This is a genomic window from Lentibacillus salicampi (genome assembly GCF_004565465.1).
Lineage (GTDB): Bacteria > Bacillota > Bacilli > Bacillales > Amphibacillaceae > Lentibacillus > Lentibacillus salicampi.
This window is the reverse complement of the sequence record NZ_SRHY01000014.1, coordinates 45,468-63,722: the sequence shown is the minus strand read 5'-3', so window position 1 is coordinate 63,722 and position 18,255 is coordinate 45,468. Positions and strand designations below refer to the sequence as shown.

The window sequence follows — 18,255 nt, the reverse complement described above, 5'->3', positions numbered from 1 at the left end:
TGTCCTTAGTACGAGAGGACCGGGATGGACACACCGCTGGTGTACCAGTTGTTCCGCCAGGAGCACGGCTGGGTAGCTACGTGTGGTCAGGATAAGTGCTGAAAGCATCTAAGCATGAAGCCCCCCTCAAGATGAAACTTCCCATCATGTAAAGTGAGTAAGATCCCTCAGAGACGATGAGGTGGATAGGTCCGAGGTGGAAGCGTGGTGACACGTGAAGCTGACGGATACTAATCGATCGAGGACTTAACTAACGTTTGGCCGTTGAATGGCTCTCTTATTTAGTTTTTAGGGTACAAATGATAAAAATCCCTTGCATTTTTCATCAAAAATGCCTATAATAATGCTTGTCTATAAAAATAATACGTTCTGTAGATAGCGCAGAACAATATAGGTCTGGTAGCAATAGCGGAGAGGACACACCTGTTCCCATGCCGAACACAGCAGTTAAGCTCTCCAGCGCCGATGGTAGTTGGGGTTTTACCCCTGCAAGAGTAGGACGCCGCCAGGCATAATAAAAGAGGCTGATCCAAGAATTTGGATCAGCCTCTTTGTTTTTGCTTAGGAAACTATAAAATTTGGCCCCTGTGGATAACTATTATGGTAAAATGGCACCAACAAAATATGGGAGAGGATAAAGTTGGGGAAAGGTTCAGGTGTTATTAAACAAATTCTAAAAGATCATTTTGCTGGTTTTTGGGATTTTCATTCTGATCGTTTTCCTGAGCCTATCGTAGCCATATAAAAGAAACGGTGGAGAAAACGGTGCGTTGCGGGACTGGTGATTTAGGTTTCGCACGTTATGAATGTCTGGGGTGTGAAGGAGAACCTTCCCCGAGATTTGTTTATTTCACCTGTAAAAGCAGGCTTTGTCACCGTTGTGGAAAGAAGTATACAGATGATTGGTCGGACAAGCAACAGGAAATGATTTTTGATGTTACGCATTGTCACATGGTCTTTACCATTCCAGAAGACTTAAGAAAAATTTTTTATTATGACCGAAAGAAACTTAATGAGCTAAGTAAACAAGTTGCTGAAGTTTTCCAATTTCATAACTATCGAAAAGGCAACAAGAGAGGGTTCCGTTCAGGTATTATTACCGTCATTCACACATTTGGCCGGGATTTAAAGTTCAACCCGCATCCACGCATTAGTGACTGAAGGTGCGCTGGATAACCATAATGAATGGGTCAACAATGGGTATATTCCGTATGATTACCTAAGAAAATCATGGCAGAAGGTTGTGTTGGATTTACTGAAAAAGTGGTTCCCTTCAAATCAGGCCGTTACCAAACTCATCAATGATTTGTATAAAAGATATCCAAAAGGTTTTGAGGACCCTTTTGGATTAGATGAAGATATGGAAATCGTCTTATTCAAATGTTTAGACTGTCATGGAACCGATGAAGTACCGGAGTATATCATCGGTGAATTTAGTTTGGATAAAAAGAGAGGGGAAGAAGTGGAACTTCATTGTCCTCACTGCAATGGCACTATGATTAGAGCGAGAAACATCCCAAGTGATTAATCCTCACTTGGGACGTGATTTAGTCGCGTTAGCGATTTTCTTATTCTACAATACAAGTGCGGATATTATTCTGTCAGCCTGGTTTTAATTATAAACAACTTTTAATAAAATGAACAATGTGGTAATGTTTTTATATCTATAAATCCCATGCGCTTTCTTCACTCTAAAACATATGATAAGCACCCAATATGTTAATCACCTTTGTCGCATGACAATATCTTCGAGGATCAGCAACAGATAAATTTTTATTACTTTTTGAAACTTCCATTTTATCCTGCATATAACTGACAGAGCCCATGAAACAGTAATCCAAATCGAGATGAAAGTGGTTTTTCATGGAAGGAAGACTCCCATTTCAAGACGACGAGATAAAACCAAAGAGGACATGTGGGGGGCAAACGGCCAGGCCGATGGTAACGCGATGTCCTGTCACATTATGGGTACTGACACGATCAATACGCTGGAGACTGTCCACTCCGCTCGGACCAAGCGGGCATCGTTCATAGTGGCGGCGATTGTCATTTGCATTCTGTGGGGAATAAGAACAACAGCCACTGATTGGAGCTTCATTTTATTTATAACGTCAGAAAATATAAGTTATGGATGAGTTTATAAAAAACGACTCATTCATTAAAGACCGAGTGAATATACGTTTTTCTAAAAAGATAAGAAAGTATAAATTTTTCGGCTATATCAAGCTCTTTGTCAGCAATAGCCATGTCCAGCTTCGACGTACAGGACGTACTAGTGCCGGCGTTGGCACAGGACGTGCCGAACTTAGCCGGCCAGCGCCCAGCAATAGCAGATCTTTGGTGGGGAGAGCTTTAGCGCAGCCCCAAACTTCACACTCCTCCACTACGATAAGTCAACATCGGTTCGCTTGATAAAGGAAGGCCGACTAAGAACGGCCTTGCCGGCCAACGTCGGCATACCCCTGATGCAGGGGCATGTTTCCTTTATCTCATTGCGAAGTGCTCCAGTTTGTACGTTGCTAAACGGGCGCCCCGCGCTTTTCTTAACGCCATTCTTTTAAGATAAAAGGAAATCAGATACAAAATAGAAGGGAGGTCAAATAAATGATTGACTATTTTGGTGAATTTGTTGGTGAGCATTTTAATATGATTATGATACGTATTTTAATTGCATTAATTTTATCCGGGTTAATTGGATTTGAACGGGAATTAAAAAACCATTCTGCGGGATTCAGGACACATATACTGGTGGGCGTTGGCGCATGTTTGATGATGCTGCTGTCTTTGTATGGTTTTGAGGCACTTATTGATGCATATGACAATATCCGTTTTGACCCGACCCGGATTCCTTCTTATGTGATCAGTGGCATCGGTTTTTTGGGTGCTGGTACCATTATTGTTAATGGCATGACTATCCGTGGGCTGACGACAGCTGCTTCCATTTGGACGGTTGCAGGGCTGGGTCTTGTGGTCGGTGCCGGTATGTATGCTGCTGCAGTGTTTACGACGCTTATTATCCTGTTAAGTCTTATCTTTTTAAATAACTTTGAAAAATTGTTTAGGAAAGAGAAAACTGATCTGATTGAAATCACAGCGCTTCCCGGATTACAGATTAATCACGTTGTATCAGTTTTTGAATCCTATTCGCTGAAGATTAAACAAGTGGAAATTGCGCGGATTGATGATGAGTTGCGAAATATTGTCGTAAAAATTGAGCCGTATAAAGCATTAGACCGGTTAGCCCTGTTTGAGGCTATTTCAAAAATTGAGTTCGTTAAAAATATATCGGAACGAAAATAGGCAACACAAGCGCTATGCCTAAACTAATAATTGGGGCAGCCCCTACTCGTTGCAAATCAGGACTGTACTATTAAATTACGCTTGTATCATATCCTGCTATAACCCTTCATCCGATTAAGAGGAGATGTTTTATCTCCTCTTAATTTGTCTAAGCTAATGGTAAGATACACCTTGCATCTTTGTGTGTATCACGTATAATAGATGTATAGTCAAAGTTAGTCAAAGTCAAAATTAAAATCATTATAATGCAACAATAGAGGGACATCATTGAAGAAGAGGATGAGGGGATATGCGCAATATTTCTGATATCATTGAAGAGCATTTGAAACGAATTTTGGAGTCTGCCGGTAAAGACAGAATTGATATTAAACGCAGCGAATTAGCTGAGGAATTTCAATGTGTGCCATCACAAATCAATTATGTGATTAAAACACGTTTTACTGTGGAAAAAGGATATATAGTAGAAAGCAAACGGGGCGGCGGTGGGTACATCCGAATTATACGCATTCAGCATCAGGATAGAGCTGAATTAATCGATGATATTATCCACATAATTAACCCGAGTATATCACAGCAGGCCGCATTGGATGTGCTTGAGCGGCTGCTTGAGGAAGAGCTGGTGACGAAACGCGAGGCAAGAATTATGTTAAGTGCTATTAACAGGGAGACACTTGCATTCCAACTGCCATTGCGTGATGAAATACGTGCGCGGATTTTAACAGCGATGCTGACAACACTAAAGTATTTAAATAAGTAATCAAGGGGGGACTATCGTGGAATGCCAGGAGTGTCACCAACGGCCGGCCACACTTCATTTTACCCAGGTTATCAACGGTGAAAAAACCGAGGTGTACGTGTGTGAGGTCTGCGCAAAAGAAGAAGGCTATATGAGTTATCCGGAAGAAGGCTTTTCATTACACCATTTATTATCCGGACTGTTTGATTCAGCGTTTGAAAGTCCAAAAGGCACTTTAGGTCAGCAGAAGAAAGAATTGCAATGTCCAAAGTGTGAAATGACGCTTTCAGAATTCAGGAGGGCTGGAAAATTTGGCTGTCCGGCCTGCTACGAGACGTTTGCGGACAATCTTGACCCGATCTTTCGCCGTGTACACAGCGGCAATACAAAACATTACGGGAAGATCCCGGCGCGCGCCTTTGGGGATATGCGTGTCAAAAAGCAAGTTGATGCATACAAAGAAGAGTTACAGCGTTTGATTAAGAATGAAGCTTTTGAAGAAGCCGCTACTGTCAGGGATAAAATTAAAGAGTTGGAAGAAGAAACGCGGGGTGAAGACACGTGACATTGCAACACTTTATGAAGGAAGCTATAAGTCCATGGATGCGCGAAAATGGACCTGACAATGATATTGTGTTAAGCAGTAGGATTCGGCTGGCGCGAAATTTTGCCCAATATTCATTCCCGATTCTGGCCAATGAAGCCGATCTACAGCACATCAGTGAATTCATCCGTCAGGAATATGAGCACCAATCGTTTCAGGATTATCATGATTTTGCGTTTGTACCTGTAAAGGATTTGACACCTATAGAAAGACGTGTTTTAGTTGAGAAGCATTTGATAAGCCCGCATTTGGCGGAACAAGACCACGCTTCAGCAGTACTTATATCTAAAAATGAACAGGTTTCCATTATGGTAAACGAAGAAGATCACTTGCGCGTACAGCTTTATTATCCAGGATTTCAGCTGAATAAGTCCCTGAACAAAGTGTTTGAACTGGATGATTGGCTGGAAGGGAAAATCGATTATGCATTTGATGAAAAACGTGGCTATTTAACCGGATGCCCAACGAATGTTGGGACTGGTATGCGTGCCTCAGTTATGATGCATTTGCCTGCTCTTGCCTTGACCCAACGGATCAGCCGGATGATACCGGCCATTAATCAGCTTGGTCTGGTCGTTCGGGGAGTTTACGGAGAAGGCAGCCAGGCGACAGGTAATCTTTTTCAGATATCTAATCAAATAACACTTGGTAAATCGGAAGAGGACATCGTGGAAGACTTGCAAAGTGTTGTCCGTGAGCTTATTGAACATGAACGGACTGCAAGGAACCATATTATGTCACAATCACAGACAAGATTGGAAGACCGTATTTACCGTTCTTACGGCATCATGACGTGTGGCCGAATTATTGAATCAAAAGAAGCGGCAAAATGTTTGTCAGATGTCCGACTGGGAATTGATTTAGGAATGATTGAAAATGTGTCACGGAATATATTGAATGAACTGATGGTGCTCACACAACCTGGTTTTTTGCAGCAGTATGCAAAAAAAACATTAACACCTCATGAACGGGATGTATTACGGGCGTCACTTATTCGCGAGCGGATGCAATTAGAGAACTAGGTAGGAGGATAATGATATGATGTTTGGACGTTTTACAGAGCGAGCGCAAAAAGTATTGGCGCTGTCTCAAGAGGAAGCAGTAAGACTTGGGCATAACAATATTGGTACAGAGCATATCTTACTGGGACTTGTCCGTGAAGGGCAAGGCATAGCAGCGAAAGCACTTGAATCACTTGGGTTAGAAGTAGCCAAGATTCAGGAAGAAGTGGAAAAGTTAATTGGCACCGGCAAACAACCGATGCAAACGATCCACTATACACCACGAGCCAAAAAGGTTGTTGAATTATCACAGGATGAAGCGCGTAAACTAGGGCATTCGTATGTCGGTACAGAACATATCCTGCTGGGTCTGATTCGAGAAGGGGAAGGTGTTGCGGCACGGGTTCTTAATAACCTTGGTGTCAGCCTGAATAAAGCACGCCAGCAAGTGCTGCAGCTTTTGGGAAGCAACGAATCACAGGCAGGGCGCCATAACCGCGGTGCACAATCATCGAATGCCAACACGCCAACACTTGATTCACTGGCCCGGGATTTAACTGAAAGTGCTAAGGAAGGAAATGTCGATCCAGTTATCGGGCGTAATTCAGAAATTGAACGGGTTATCCAGGTATTAAGCCGGCGCACGAAAAACAATCCGGTACTGATCGGTGAGCCTGGTGTCGGTAAAACTGCCGTTGCGGAAGGCCTTGCCCAGCAGATTGTCAACAACGAGATTCCGGAGATATTACGCGACAAACGGGTTATGACATTGGATATGGGGACGGTCGTGGCCGGAACCAAATATCGCGGCGAATTTGAAGACCGTCTCAAAAAAGTGATGGAAGAAATACGTCAGGCGTCCAATATTATTCTATTTATTGATGAGCTGCACACACTGATAGGTGCAGGCGGTGCAGAAGGGGCAATCGATGCCTCCAATATTCTGAAACCGGCATTGTCAAGAGGAGAATTGCAATGTATTGGTGCCACGACGCTTGATGAATACCGGAAATATATTGAAAAAGATGCCGCACTTGAGCGCCGGTTCCAGCCAATCCAGGTTGATGAACCAACATTAGATGAAACCGTCCAGATTTTAAAGGGGCTGCGTGACCGTTATGAGGCTCATCATCGTGTGACCATTACGGATGAAGCCATTGATGCGGCAGCCAATTTATCAGACCGGTATATCACAGAGCGTTTCCTGCCTGATAAAGCCATCGACTTGATTGATGAAGCAGGTTCAAAAGTTCGCTTAAGTTCCTACACGGTTCCGCCAAATTTAAAAAAACTGGAGCAGAAACTTGAGGATGTCCGCAAAGAAAAGGATTCCGCCGTGCAAAGTCAGGAGTTCGAAAAAGCTGCTTCATTACGTGATTCGGAGCAGCGCCTGCGTGAAGAGTTGGAAGAAACGAAAAATGATTGGAAAGAAAAACAGGGTCAGAAAGATTCTGAAGTGACGATAGAAGACATTGCGAAGGTCGTTTCCATATGGACAGGTGTGCCGGTTGCCAGAATGACAAAAGACGAAAGTGAGCGGCTCTTGAATCTGGAAGACACCCTGCATAACCGGGTAGTCGGCCAGGAAGAAGCAGTTGAATCAGTAGCCAAAGCCATCCGCCGTGCTCGTGCCGGGTTGAAGGATCCCAAGCGTCCAATTGGATCGTTCATTTTCCTCGGCCCTACCGGTGTTGGAAAAACAGAACTGGCCAGAGCCCTCGCAGAATCTATGTTTGCTGATGAAGAGGCCATGATCCGGATTGATATGTCGGAGTATATGGAAAAACACGCCACCTCTCGTTTGGTTGGCTCACCTCCGGGGTATGTCGGTTATGATGAAGGCGGACAGCTTACCGAGAAAGTCCGAACCAAGCCTTATTCGGTTGTCTTGTTGGATGAAGTGGAAAAGGCGCATCCGGAAGTATTTAATATTCTGCTGCAGGTGCTTGAGGACGGCCGGCTAACTGATGCCAAAGGGCGCGTCGTTGATTTCCGCAACACCGTCCTGATTATGACCTCAAACGTCGGTGCAGATGAGCTGAGGCGAAATAAATACGTAGGGTTCACACTTGATGATGATCAGGAACAGGATTATCAGAACATGAAGTCGAAAGTGACAGATGAATTGAAAAAAGCATTCCGCCCTGAATTTTTAAACCGGATTGATGAAACCATTGTATTCCATTCGTTAGAACGGAAACATATGAAATATATCGTCAATCTCATGATCCAACAGCTTCAAAGCCGTCTCAAGGAACAGGATGTTGCATTTTCTCTGACCGATAAAGCCGTTGAAAAGATTGCCAATGAAGGGTTTGATCCGGAATATGGTGCACGTCCATTGCGCCGGTCAATCCAGAAAAACATTGAGGACTTGCTTTCCGAGGAACTACTGAAGGAAAGTTTCCAAAAAGGTGAAAAGGTGAAAGTCGGTTTAAATAATAAAGGAGAATTTATGATTTTACCTTAAAACGGGTATTTTAGCACCGAAATGAAGTCCAAAAGCTGGAAGGGAGCATCCTTTCAGCTTTTTGTATTGCGGCGGAGCTGTGGAAGAGATGTTATAATCGTTATGTGGAATAAATATGGCATGATTTTTATGGAAATGATAGAAAGCTGTAACGTTCATGTGATGTCAATCGTATATAATAGAGACTATAGCAAAGGGGACGGGTTGTATTGGCTAAGCGGAAAACGAAGTATGTTTGTCAGGAATGCGGCTATGAATCTGCTAAATGGATGGGGAAATGTCCAGGATGCAACAATTGGAATACACTGGTTGAAGAAATCGAAGCATCTCCTGCTGGCGGCAGGCATACAATGAGCAGGGAAGGCAGATATGCCGATCAGCCCGAGAGCATAACATCGATTGAGACCAAAAAAGAGCCCCGGATTACGACCGGAATGAAGGAATTTAACCGGGTGCTCGGTGGCGGTATCGTTCCTGGATCACTGGCATTGATCGGAGGCGATCCCGGCATTGGGAAGTCGACGCTGCTGTTACAAATATCATCTCAGTTGGCCGATAAGCAGTTGCCTGTTTTGTATATTTCTGGTGAAGAATCAACCCGCCAGACCAAATTAAGAGCGGACCGGCTTGGTGTCAGCTCGGATTTATTGTATGTGCTGGCGGAGACAAATCTGTTGGATATCGTTAATCAAATCGAAAATATAAAACCTGCACTTGTTGTGATTGACTCGATCCAGACGATTTACCGTGAAGAAGTGACAAGTGCCCCAGGTAGCGTGTCTCAGGTAAGAGAAAGCACCAGCGAGCTGATGCGTGTTGCCAAATCGCACGGTATCCCGATCTTTATTGTCGGGCATGTGACAAAAGAAGGGGCCATCGCTGGACCGCGAATGCTGGAGCATATGGTGGATGCTGTGCTTTATTTTGAAGGGGAGCGTCATCATACTTACCGGATTCTGCGCGGCGTTAAGAATCGTTTTGGAAGCACGCACGAAATGGGTATTTTTGAAATGAAAGAGGAAGGTTTAAGAGAAGTCTTGAACCCGTCCGAAATCTTTTTGGAAGAACGATCACAGGGGGCGGCCGGTTCCACGGTGGTCGCCTCAATGGAAGGGACCCGTCCTGTCCTGGTCGAGATACAGGCACTTATATCACCGACCAGTTTTGGGAACCCCAGACGCATGGCGACCGGTATTGATACCAATCGCGTGCCGCTTCTGATGGCCGTTCTGGAAAAACGCGTCGGGCTTATGCTGCAAAATCAGGATGCCTACATTAAAGTGGCTGGTGGGGTTAAACTTGATGAGCCGGCCATTGATTTGGCTGTGGCTGTTAGTATTGCTTCAAGTTTTCGGAACCAGCCGACAAGGCCGGAAGATATCGTGGTTGGTGAAGTTGGGCTGACCGGGGAGATCAGAAGGGTTGCCCGGATTGAACAACGTGTGCAGGAAGCGGCCAAGCTAGGCTTTAAACGAGTCATCTGCCCAAAGAAAAACCTGGAAGGCTGGTCCCCTCCTGAATCGATTCAAGTCACGGGGGTTGATACTGTACAGGAAGCGCTGGATGAAGGATTGGCACGTTAATATGCCAAAGTTTACCATATACAGATTTGAAATAATTAAATTGACTAATCACATAATTTGTGATAAAATATATTGTTTTCGAAATTGACTAACATTTACAGTTGTGGTAGGCTTTAGTTGATACAGTACATGAAATCCGGGGAAATGACGGTTATTCTATAAAAAATAGGTAATAATAAGCGTAGGAGGTGAAGAGTGGTGCTAAAAAAGATTGTCCATTTATTTTTTATCATTAGTGGAGGTACCATTGGGTTTTTATACATCCCGGATATTGTCAGATTGCTGGACTTTACTGACGCGACATGGGCTGCATCCCCTTATTTAGGCATGGCCATAGGTGCAATTATATTATTTGTCTTTTCTTATTTTGTCGCGGATCATATCGTCGGGTTTTTGAGATGGATTGAAGAGGCACTAATCAAGGTCCCGGTAAGTGATTTGCTGTTTGGAAGTTTTGGTTTGATTGGCGGTTTAGTAATCGCCTATTTGGTGAACATCCCCTTAACAGATATTAATATTTATATCGTCTCACAGGTTCTGCCGCTATTTATTACCATCTTATTGGGGTATTTTGGCTTTCAGACAGGTTTCAGACGCCGGGATGAATTGATGAGCCTGCTGAATTTTAATCGCAAAGAGCGGGATAAAAAGCGCGCTGTGGAGGGGGAAACTCCAAGGAAAATTCGTCCGAAATCCAAGATATTGGATACAAGTGTGATCATTGATGGTCGTATCGCTGATATTTGCCAGACGAATTTCCTGGAGGGAACCATTGTTATTCCTCAATTTGTACTGGGGGAACTGCAGCATATTGCGGATTCATCTGACGTGCTAAAACGTAATCGCGGGCGCCGCGGGCTTGATGTTCTGAATCGTATCCAAAAGGAGTTACCGGTGGAAGTTGAAATTTACGAAGGCGACTTTGAGGATATTCCAGAGGTCGACAGCAAATTAATTAAGCTGGCAAAAGTCATTGATGGCATTGTTGTCACAAATGACTTTAACTTGAACAAAGTTTGTGACCTTCAAGGTGTGCCTGTTTTGAACATTAACGATCTGGCAAACGCTGTTAAACCGGTTGTCCTGCCTGGTGAGGAATTGTCGGTACATGTCATTAAAGACGGCAAGGAACACAATCAGGGGATCGCTTATTTGGATGACGGCACGATGATCGTTGTGGAAGAAGGCCACGATTACATCGGCAGGAAGATTGAGGTTCTAATCACGAGTGTCCTGCAGACGTCAGCAGGCAGGATGATTTTTGCAAAACCAAAATTACTTGAAAAAGCACAATAAAAACGGTATAACTTAGAGTGTGTGTTCAAAAAGGAGGGCCTAAGGGCTGGCAGGCTAAGTTCGTGGGTGACCCTCACCAAGGTCTGTATCAACACGTCAATCGCGTCGGAAGTTTGAGACGGTACAGTTTGAGCAGCGAAAAACAAGCCAACAAAGAGTTCGACGTGTCATTTTTACCGCACTTTTTGAACAATGTCTTAGGAAGGATACAAAAAGTGATAACGTCATAAGTTATCACTTTTTATACGTATGAAAGAAAGGAGCACCATCATGACAAATCAAGTTCGTGTACGTTATGCGCCGAGTCCGACTGGGCAGTTGCATATTGGAAACGCACGTACAGCTCTATTTAATTATTTATATGCAAAACATTTTGATGGGAAAATGATTATCCGGATTGAAGATACTGATGACAAGCGAAATGTGGCTGGCGGAGAAGAAAGCCAGATGATGTATTTGAAATGGCTCGGCATTGAATGGGATGAAGGTGCTGATGTCGGAGGCAACTACGGCCCATACCGGCAGATGGAGCGGCTGGGCATCTATCAGAAGTATGTTGATGAACTGCTGTCAAAAGGATTGGCCTATAAGTGCTATATGACGGAGGAAGAATTGGAACAGGAACGCGAAGAACAGCGTGCAAAGGGACAGGTTCCTAAATATTCCGGCGCTCATCGGGGTCTGACAAAAGAGCAAATTGAAGCGTTCGAACAAGAAGGACGCAAGCCGAGCATCCGTTTGCGCGTTCCTGAGAACACGTCTTACACGTTCGATGATATTGTACGGGGCAATATTACATTTGAATCCAGTGACTTTGGTGATTGGGTGATTGTTAAGAAAAACGGTGCACCGACCTATAACTTCGCTGTGGCAATTGATGATCATCTGATGGATATTACGGATGTCTTGCGCGGTGAGGAACATATTTCAAATACACCAAAGCAAATGATGGTCTATGAAGCGTTTGGCTGGGAGCCGCCAAAATTCGGTCACATGACCCTGATTCTCAACGAAGAGCGTAAAAAGTTAAGCAAGCGGGACGAGCATATTCTGCAATTCATTGAGCAGTACCGTAATCTGGGTTATTTACCTGAAGCATTGTTTAACTTTATTACATTGCTCGGCTGGTCACCGGTCGGCGAGGAAGAGATTTTTACGAAGGATCAGTTAATTGAGATGTTTGACCCTGAACGTCTGTCAACGTCAGCAGCGATTTTTGACCGGAACAAACTGAAGTGGATGAATAATGAGTACATTAAAGCTGCCGATACGGACAGGATCATAAAGCTGGCAATACCGCATTTGATTGAAGCAGGTAAACTGCCGGAAAATATGGATGCGGCAACAAGGGAATGGGCCGAAAAAATTATTGCGCTGTACCAGGAGCAATTGCGCTATGGGGCTGAGATTGTTGAACTGACAGAGTTGTTTTTCAATGAATCGATCCATTATGATGAGGGAGCTATGGACGTGCTGCAGCAAGAACAGGTTCCCGAGGTGTTACAGGTTTTTGCGGATAAACTGATTCATGCGGATGACTTTGAGAAAGATGTGATCAAGCAACAAATCAAGGCTACCCAGAAAGACACAGGTCATCGCGGAAAAAAACTGTTCATGCCTATCCGTGTTGCAACGACTGGGCAGACGCACGGACCAGAGCTTCCATTGGCCATTGAATTGTTGGGCAGGGATACTGTTCTGGCCCGTCTGGACAAATTACTGAAACAGCTTGGAGCTTAATGATTCACATTTGCGGATAGATGTAATATAGTATAACACAACGAAACGTTAATCGTATGTTCAAAGCGAAGGTGAGAAGACATAGTTTGATGTGTCTCTTTTACCGGAGCTTTTGAGCTGTCAATAGTGAGCATTGACAGGGAGAAGTAAAAAACGCGCCTGCTTATCCAGAGAGAATCATCACCGGCTGAAAGTGATTCGAAGCACCGTTTTTGAAATGCACCCTGGAGCCCGTTATGGAAAACTAGTATATAACGGCGGTTCTCTACCGTTAACAGAGTTCAAGCTGAGAGGTGACATAACATCTCTAAGCAGAGTGGAACCGCGCATAAGCGTCTCTGTGTATCAATTACACCGGGACGCTTATTTTTCTTTGAAAGATTGTTTTCTAAAGCTCTTTTCGCAAATTTCGTTGCTTTTTACGTAGTCGAGATAAACTGCGATGTAAGTGCTGGTATGTTTTCTATAAGTATTACCTTTTAGCCCACCGTCCGGGATCACTCCGGGCGGGTGCGCACCTTAGGGCACGGCCTCAGCCTCCTCGCGGAAAACCGCTTAGTAAGTAAAGTGGGAAAGTAAAATTCCAAAATATGTTTTTCAGCAGCCTCGAGCAGAGGGCTGGATGAGACCCCGCAGAGTACTTAGGGAAGAAAGGCTAAGACCGCCACGACAATCGCCAACGCCTTTCTGACCAACATCGTGTTGGCCCGAGCTCATCAGCCGCCCACGGAAAGTGACGAGCACCAAGTGTATTTCTGCAGCGGTGGGAGGTGCACAAAACTTTAACCTAAACTTACGTCGCAGGTTATGGATTTTTCGTCAAAAACAGCTCTTTCTAAAAAGGGTACTGTATAAAAGTGGCGGAGTGCTATCAGATTTACCTATATATCAAACGGAGGGGGGAACATTGCAATGGCTATTTTTAGGCGGATGAAGGAAGATATGGATGTCGTTTTTGAACAGGATCCGGCGGCGCGTTCGTATATCGAAGTGTTCCTGACGTATTCCGGGTTGCATGCCATTTGGTCACACCGGATCGCTCACTTTTTCTTTAAACGCCGCTTGTTTTTTATAGCACGTGCTATTTCACAACTCAGCCGTTTCTTTACCGGTATTGAAATTCATCCCGGTGCAACCATCGGCCGCAGGCTTTTTATTGATCATGGTATGGGAGTTGTCGTTGGCGAGACAAGTGAAATCGGTGATAATGTGACCTTGTTTCAGGGTGTGACACTAGGCGGAACAGGGAAGGAAAAAGGGAAGCGGCACCCCACGGTCAAAGATAACGCCATGGTTACAACCGGCGCCAGAGTGCTTGGAAATATAACGATTGGCTACAGTTCGAAAGTTGGCGCCGGGTCAATTGTATTGAAAGATGTCCCTGATTATTCGACCGTTGTCGGTGTGCCTGGTCGTATTGTGGTCCGGAACGGGGAGAAAGTAAAAAAGAATCTGGACCACCAAAAACTCCCTGATCCTGTTGCTGATCGCTGCGAACACCTGCAGGAGGAAATTGACGCCTTAAAAGAAGAGATTGCAAAATTAAAGGAAGTGAAGCAGAATGGCAATCACGATTTATAACACATTGACACAGGAAAAAGAAGCATTTAAACCACTTGAGCATGACAAAGTACGGATGTATGTCTGCGGGCCGACCGTCTATAACTATATTCATATCGGCAATGCCCGACCGGCAATCGTCTTTGATACGGTTAGACGCTATCTCGAATATAAAAGGTATCAAGTGGACTATGTGTTGAATTTTACGGATGTGGATGACAAGATCATCAAAGCAGCCAACGAACTGGGAGAGAAGGTGCCAGATGTTGCGAACCGGTTTATTAATGCCTATTTAACCGATGTAGAGACACTTGGCGTTAAAAAAGCAACCCATAACCCGCGTGTGACAGAAACGATGGATGACATTATCACATTTATTTCCAGTTTGATTGATAAAGGATATGCCTATGAAATCGACGGGGATGTTTATTTCAAACCCCGCTCGTTTGACGATTATGGCAAGCTGTCACATCAATCGATTGACGAATTGCGAAGCGGTGCCCGTATACAAGTTGGTGAGAAAAAAGAAGATCCGCTCGATTTTGCTTTATGGAAAAAGGCAAAAGCCGACGAAATTGCATGGGATTCACCATGGGGGCAGGGGCGCCCGGGCTGGCATATCGAATGCTCCGCTATGGCTAAAAAGTATCTCGGGGAGACCATTGATATCCATGCAGGGGGGCAGGATTTAACATTTCCCCACCATGAAAATGAAATTGCCCAATCCGAGGCCATGAATGAAGAGCCGTTTGCTAATTATTGGATGCATAATGGGTATATTAATATTGATAATGAAAAAATGTCCAAATCACTCGGTAACTTTGTGTTAACCAAAGATATTGTTGCCAATCATGACCCACAAGTTATCCGCTTTTTCATGCTGAGTGTCCATTACCGGAACCCGATTAATTTCACAGAAGAACTGCTTCAAGGGGCGAAAAACAGTCTTGACCGCATTAAAAATGCGCATACAAATTTGGAGCACCGCAGCCGCACAAGCATGAACCTGACCGATACGACGGATGCGTGGCTGGAAACAATCAGCCGGCTGAACCATCAGTTTGAAGAGGCGATGGATGACGACTTTAATACAGCCAACGCCATTTCTGTTTTATTTGACCTGACAAAAGAGGCGAACCGTTACCTCGAAGAAAAACAGACATCCACAAACGTTATCAAAGCATTCCAGGAAGCTATGGAATCAATCCTGGACGTTCTTGGAATCCGACTGGAAAAAGAAACAGAGCTACTGGACGAAGACATCGAGGCCTTGCTCCAGGAGCGGGTTCAGGCTAGAAAAAACCGCGATTTCAACCGGGCGGATGCCATTCGTGACAGCTTGAAGGAGAAAAATATTATCTTAGAGGATACACCACAGGGCACCCGGTGGAAACGAGGCGACCATGAATCCTGATGCCAGGCAAATGAAAAGTCTCGCGCTTGCTTATATGGGCGATGCTGTATATGAAGTCCATGTCAGAGAACACCTCTTAAAAACCGGGAAAGTAAAGCCGAATAAGCTGCACAAAGAAGCTGTCACATTCGTTTCTGCCAAAGCTCAAGCAGCAATTATCCTGCATTGGCTGAAGGCCGATTATCTTTCCGGTGAAGAACAACGTGTCGTGAACCGGGGCAGGAATGCTAAATCCGGAACGGTTCCCAAAAATACAAGTGTACAGACGTACCGTTATAGTACAGCGTTTGAGGCGTTGATTGGTTATTATTATCTGCTGGAAGACAAAGAACGATTAACCGAACTGCTGAAGGCGGCTGTGGCATTCGTCGAAGGGAGGAAGGACTGAAATGGACCAGGAAATCATCACAGGCAAGAACCCGGTTATGGAGGCATTGACATCAGGAAGGCCGGTCAATAAAGTCTTTGTATCCGAGCACTTGAATAAATCTTTGTCCGGGAAGCTGCAGCAGTTGAGCAAAGATGCCGGAACCATTTTACAAAAGGTACCTAAAAAGAAACTTGATCAAATAACTGCCGGCAATCATCAGGGTGTTGTTGCTTACGTGGCTTCTTACGCTTACGCATCGCTGGACGATTTGTTTTCGAAAGCAGAAAATCGGAATGAAGACCCTTTTTTTATCATGTTAGATCAGCTTGAGGATCCGCACAATCTGGGTTCCATACTGCGAACAGCGGATGCAACAGGTGCGCACGGGGTGATTATCCCAAAGCGGCGTTCTGTCGGTCTGACAGGAGCGGTTTCCAAAACGGCTGCCGGAGCACTGGAGCACGTTCCGGTCGCCCGGGTTACCAACATGGCCAATACGATGGATGAGCTGAAAGAACGCGGGGTGTGGGTCGTCGGCACCGAAGCAGACGCAACTGAGGACTACCGTGCACTTGAGGGAACATTGCCGATTGCGTTTGTGATTGGAAACGAAGGTAAAGGCATGAGCAGGCTGGTACGTGATAAATGTGATTGGACAGTGAGCCTGCCAATGAAAGGCAAGGTTTCCTCCCTGAATGCTTCTGTTGCCTGCAGCCTTTTGTTGTACGAGGTCTTCCGCAAACGCTATCCGGAGGGTGTTGAGTGATGAATGTGCTTGTGGTGGACGGTTATAATATCATCGGCGCCTGGGAGGAATTAAGGCGAATTAAAGAGACAAGCATCGGACAAGCACGTGACCGTCTGGTTGAAATGCTGGCTGAATACCAGGCATATTCCGGTATGCGGGTCATTGTGGTATTTGACGCGTACTATGTCAAAGGTATCGAAAGCAAGTTGAAGGCCTATCAGATTGAAATCATTTATACCAAAGAGAACGAAACCGCCGACGAATGTATTGAACGGATCGTTAAAGGGTTGAAAAACGTGATCAACCAGGTTTATGTGGCAACATCTGATTATGCGGAGCAGCGGACGATTTTTGGACGGGGTGCTTTACGGATATCGGCGCGGGAGCTCTCTATCGAACTGGCAGACATTGATAGGGAAATCGAACAGCAAATTGAAAACCATCAAAAAGTAAAGCCGCAGATTAAAATTCCATTGAATCAGGATGTCCTGGAGAAGTTTGAAAAGTGGCGGCGGGGAGATACATAGCTTCCTGAAGCACGGCAGACACCGGCTTGAAGGGGTCCGGATGTCGTCCGTCAGACGGCGCAAACAGCTGCTTTTTTTAATAATCACCACGAGTCAATGACCTTTCGGGCGCGCCAATTCACGATTCTATGTTGACTATCAGGAAGCGCTTACTGTATAATACCTTTAAATTGATTCCAGCACAGCCGGGGGGTTTTTTGGTGAATGTCAAGCTGGCAGAGAGAGATAATCGGGTTCTGTCGTCGCTTCATGATGATGCTATTATTCGCTTGATTCATCAGGGAGACAGCAATGCACTGGATTTCTTGATACACAAGTATATTCATTATGTGCGGGCAAAAGCACGTACATACTTTATTATCGGCGCTGATAAGGAAGACATCATTCAGGAAGGCATGATTGGTCTTTATAAAGCGATTCGCGATTATGATGGGGACAAGCTCTCATCATTTAAGGCGTTTGCCGAACTATGTGTTACCCGGCAGATTATTACCGCTATCAAGACGGCTACAAGGCAAAAACACACCCCGCTCAATTCATATGTCTCTCTGGATAAGCCAATATATGATGAGGAATCTGACCGCACCCTATTGGATGTGATTGGCGGTTCAAAAGCGTTCGATCCTCAGGAATTGCTTGAAAACAGGGAAAAGTTTTCGGATATGGAGGGGAAGTTATCGGAATTATTAAGCGAGTTGGAAAAAGAGGTGCTGCGTTTGTACATGGACGGCTGTACGTATCAGGAGATTTCCGTCAAACTGAAACGGCATGTTAAGTCAATCGATAATGCGTTGCAGCGGATTAAACGGAAATTGGAACTACTTCTGGAGACGAATGGGGCCCGAACATGGATGGGCCGTTGACACATGGCGTTAAGCGTGCTACATTAGTATGAGTGAAAAAACC

General features: G+C 44.7%; 16 protein-coding genes, 2 rRNA genes and 1 other annotated feature. All 18 genes read left to right on the top strand.

Annotated elements, in window-relative coordinates:
* Window positions 1-254, top strand: a 23S ribosomal RNA gene (locus E4U82_RS10195); the annotation flags it as partial.
* Window positions 255-395: 141 nt separating this feature from the next.
* Window positions 396-511: ribosomal RNA gene (gene rrf, locus E4U82_RS10190) — 5S ribosomal RNA — on the top strand.
* Between the two features lie 242 nt (window positions 512-753).
* Entirely contained in the window at window positions 754-1,161 is a 408-nt protein-coding gene (locus E4U82_RS10185; RefSeq protein WP_167751378.1) for a transposase zinc-binding domain-containing protein, read from the top strand.
* An 85-nt stretch (window positions 1,162-1,246) separates the two neighbouring features.
* Window positions 1,247-1,528, top strand: coding sequence for a hypothetical protein (locus E4U82_RS10180; protein ID WP_245183553.1), 282 nt, complete (start codon window positions 1,247-1,249; stop codon window positions 1,526-1,528).
* 1,076 nt (window positions 1,529-2,604) lie between these two features.
* A complete protein-coding gene (locus E4U82_RS10175) occupies window positions 2,605-3,300 on the top strand; it encodes an MgtC/SapB family protein (RefSeq protein WP_135110088.1) in 696 nt (231 codons plus the stop codon).
* A 289-nt stretch (window positions 3,301-3,589) separates the two neighbouring features.
* Window positions 3,590-4,057, top strand: coding sequence for a CtsR family transcriptional regulator (locus tag E4U82_RS10170; protein WP_135110087.1), 468 nt, complete (start codon window positions 3,590-3,592; stop codon window positions 4,055-4,057).
* 16 nt (window positions 4,058-4,073) lie between these two features.
* The gene (gene mcsA, locus E4U82_RS10165; protein WP_135110086.1) at window positions 4,074-4,601 is read left to right on the top strand and encodes a protein-arginine kinase activator protein McsA; all 528 of its coding nucleotides are present in this window, start codon (window positions 4,074-4,076) and stop codon (window positions 4,599-4,601) included.
* Window positions 4,598-5,662, top strand: a complete 1,065-nt coding sequence (gene mcsB / locus E4U82_RS10160; RefSeq protein ID WP_135110085.1) for a protein-arginine kinase McsB — start codon at window positions 4,598-4,600, stop codon at window positions 5,660-5,662. The genes mcsA and mcsB overlap by 4 nt, the downstream gene beginning before the upstream one ends.
* Window positions 5,663-5,678: 16 nt before the next feature.
* Window positions 5,679-8,111 carry an ATP-dependent Clp protease ATP-binding subunit gene (locus E4U82_RS10155; RefSeq protein ID WP_135110084.1) on the top strand — a complete coding sequence of 811 codons (2,433 nt, stop codon included), beginning with the start codon at window positions 5,679-5,681 and terminating at the stop codon, window positions 8,109-8,111.
* A gap of 209 nt (window positions 8,112-8,320) precedes the next feature.
* The gene (radA, locus tag E4U82_RS10150) at window positions 8,321-9,694 is read left to right on the top strand and encodes a DNA repair protein RadA (RefSeq protein ID WP_135110083.1); all 1,374 of its coding nucleotides are present in this window, start codon (window positions 8,321-8,323) and stop codon (window positions 9,692-9,694) included.
* Window positions 9,695-9,892: 198 nt separating this feature from the next.
* Window positions 9,893-10,990, top strand: a complete 1,098-nt coding sequence (locus tag E4U82_RS10145) for a PIN/TRAM domain-containing protein (protein ID WP_135110093.1) — start codon at window positions 9,893-9,895, stop codon at window positions 10,988-10,990.
* Window positions 10,991-11,260: 270 nt separating this feature from the next.
* A complete protein-coding gene (gene gltX, locus E4U82_RS10140; protein ID WP_135110082.1) occupies window positions 11,261-12,730 on the top strand; it encodes a glutamate--tRNA ligase in 1,470 nt (489 codons plus the stop codon).
* Between the two features lie 124 nt (window positions 12,731-12,854).
* Window positions 12,855-13,073: a binding site (T-box leader), on the top strand.
* Between the two features lie 569 nt (window positions 13,074-13,642).
* Entirely contained in the window at window positions 13,643-14,311 is a 669-nt protein-coding gene (gene epsC / locus E4U82_RS10135) for a serine O-acetyltransferase EpsC (RefSeq protein WP_209300558.1), read from the top strand.
* Window positions 14,292-15,704 carry a cysteine--tRNA ligase gene (gene cysS / locus E4U82_RS10130; protein ID WP_135110081.1) on the top strand — a complete coding sequence of 471 codons (1,413 nt, stop codon included), beginning with the start codon at window positions 14,292-14,294 and terminating at the stop codon, window positions 15,702-15,704. The genes epsC and cysS overlap by 20 nt, the downstream gene beginning before the upstream one ends.
* Window positions 15,694-16,092, top strand: coding sequence for a Mini-ribonuclease 3 (locus tag E4U82_RS10125; protein ID WP_135110080.1), 399 nt, complete (start codon window positions 15,694-15,696; stop codon window positions 16,090-16,092). The genes cysS and E4U82_RS10125 overlap by 11 nt, the downstream gene beginning before the upstream one ends.
* A 1-nt stretch (window position 16,093) precedes the next feature.
* Window positions 16,094-16,840 carry a 23S rRNA (guanosine(2251)-2'-O)-methyltransferase RlmB gene (gene rlmB / locus E4U82_RS10120; RefSeq protein ID WP_135110079.1) on the top strand — a complete coding sequence of 249 codons (747 nt, stop codon included), beginning with the start codon at window positions 16,094-16,096 and terminating at the stop codon, window positions 16,838-16,840.
* Window positions 16,840-17,349, top strand: coding sequence for an NYN domain-containing protein (locus tag E4U82_RS10115; protein ID WP_135110078.1), 510 nt, complete (start codon window positions 16,840-16,842; stop codon window positions 17,347-17,349). The genes rlmB and E4U82_RS10115 overlap by 1 nt, the downstream gene beginning before the upstream one ends.
* A gap of 128 nt (window positions 17,350-17,477) precedes the next feature.
* Window positions 17,478-18,212: an RNA polymerase sporulation sigma factor SigH gene (gene sigH, locus E4U82_RS10110; protein ID WP_425339517.1), complete on the top strand. Its 735-nt coding sequence runs from the start codon at window positions 17,478-17,480 to the stop codon at window positions 18,210-18,212.
* The last annotated feature ends 43 nt before the right edge of the window (window positions 18,213-18,255 follow it).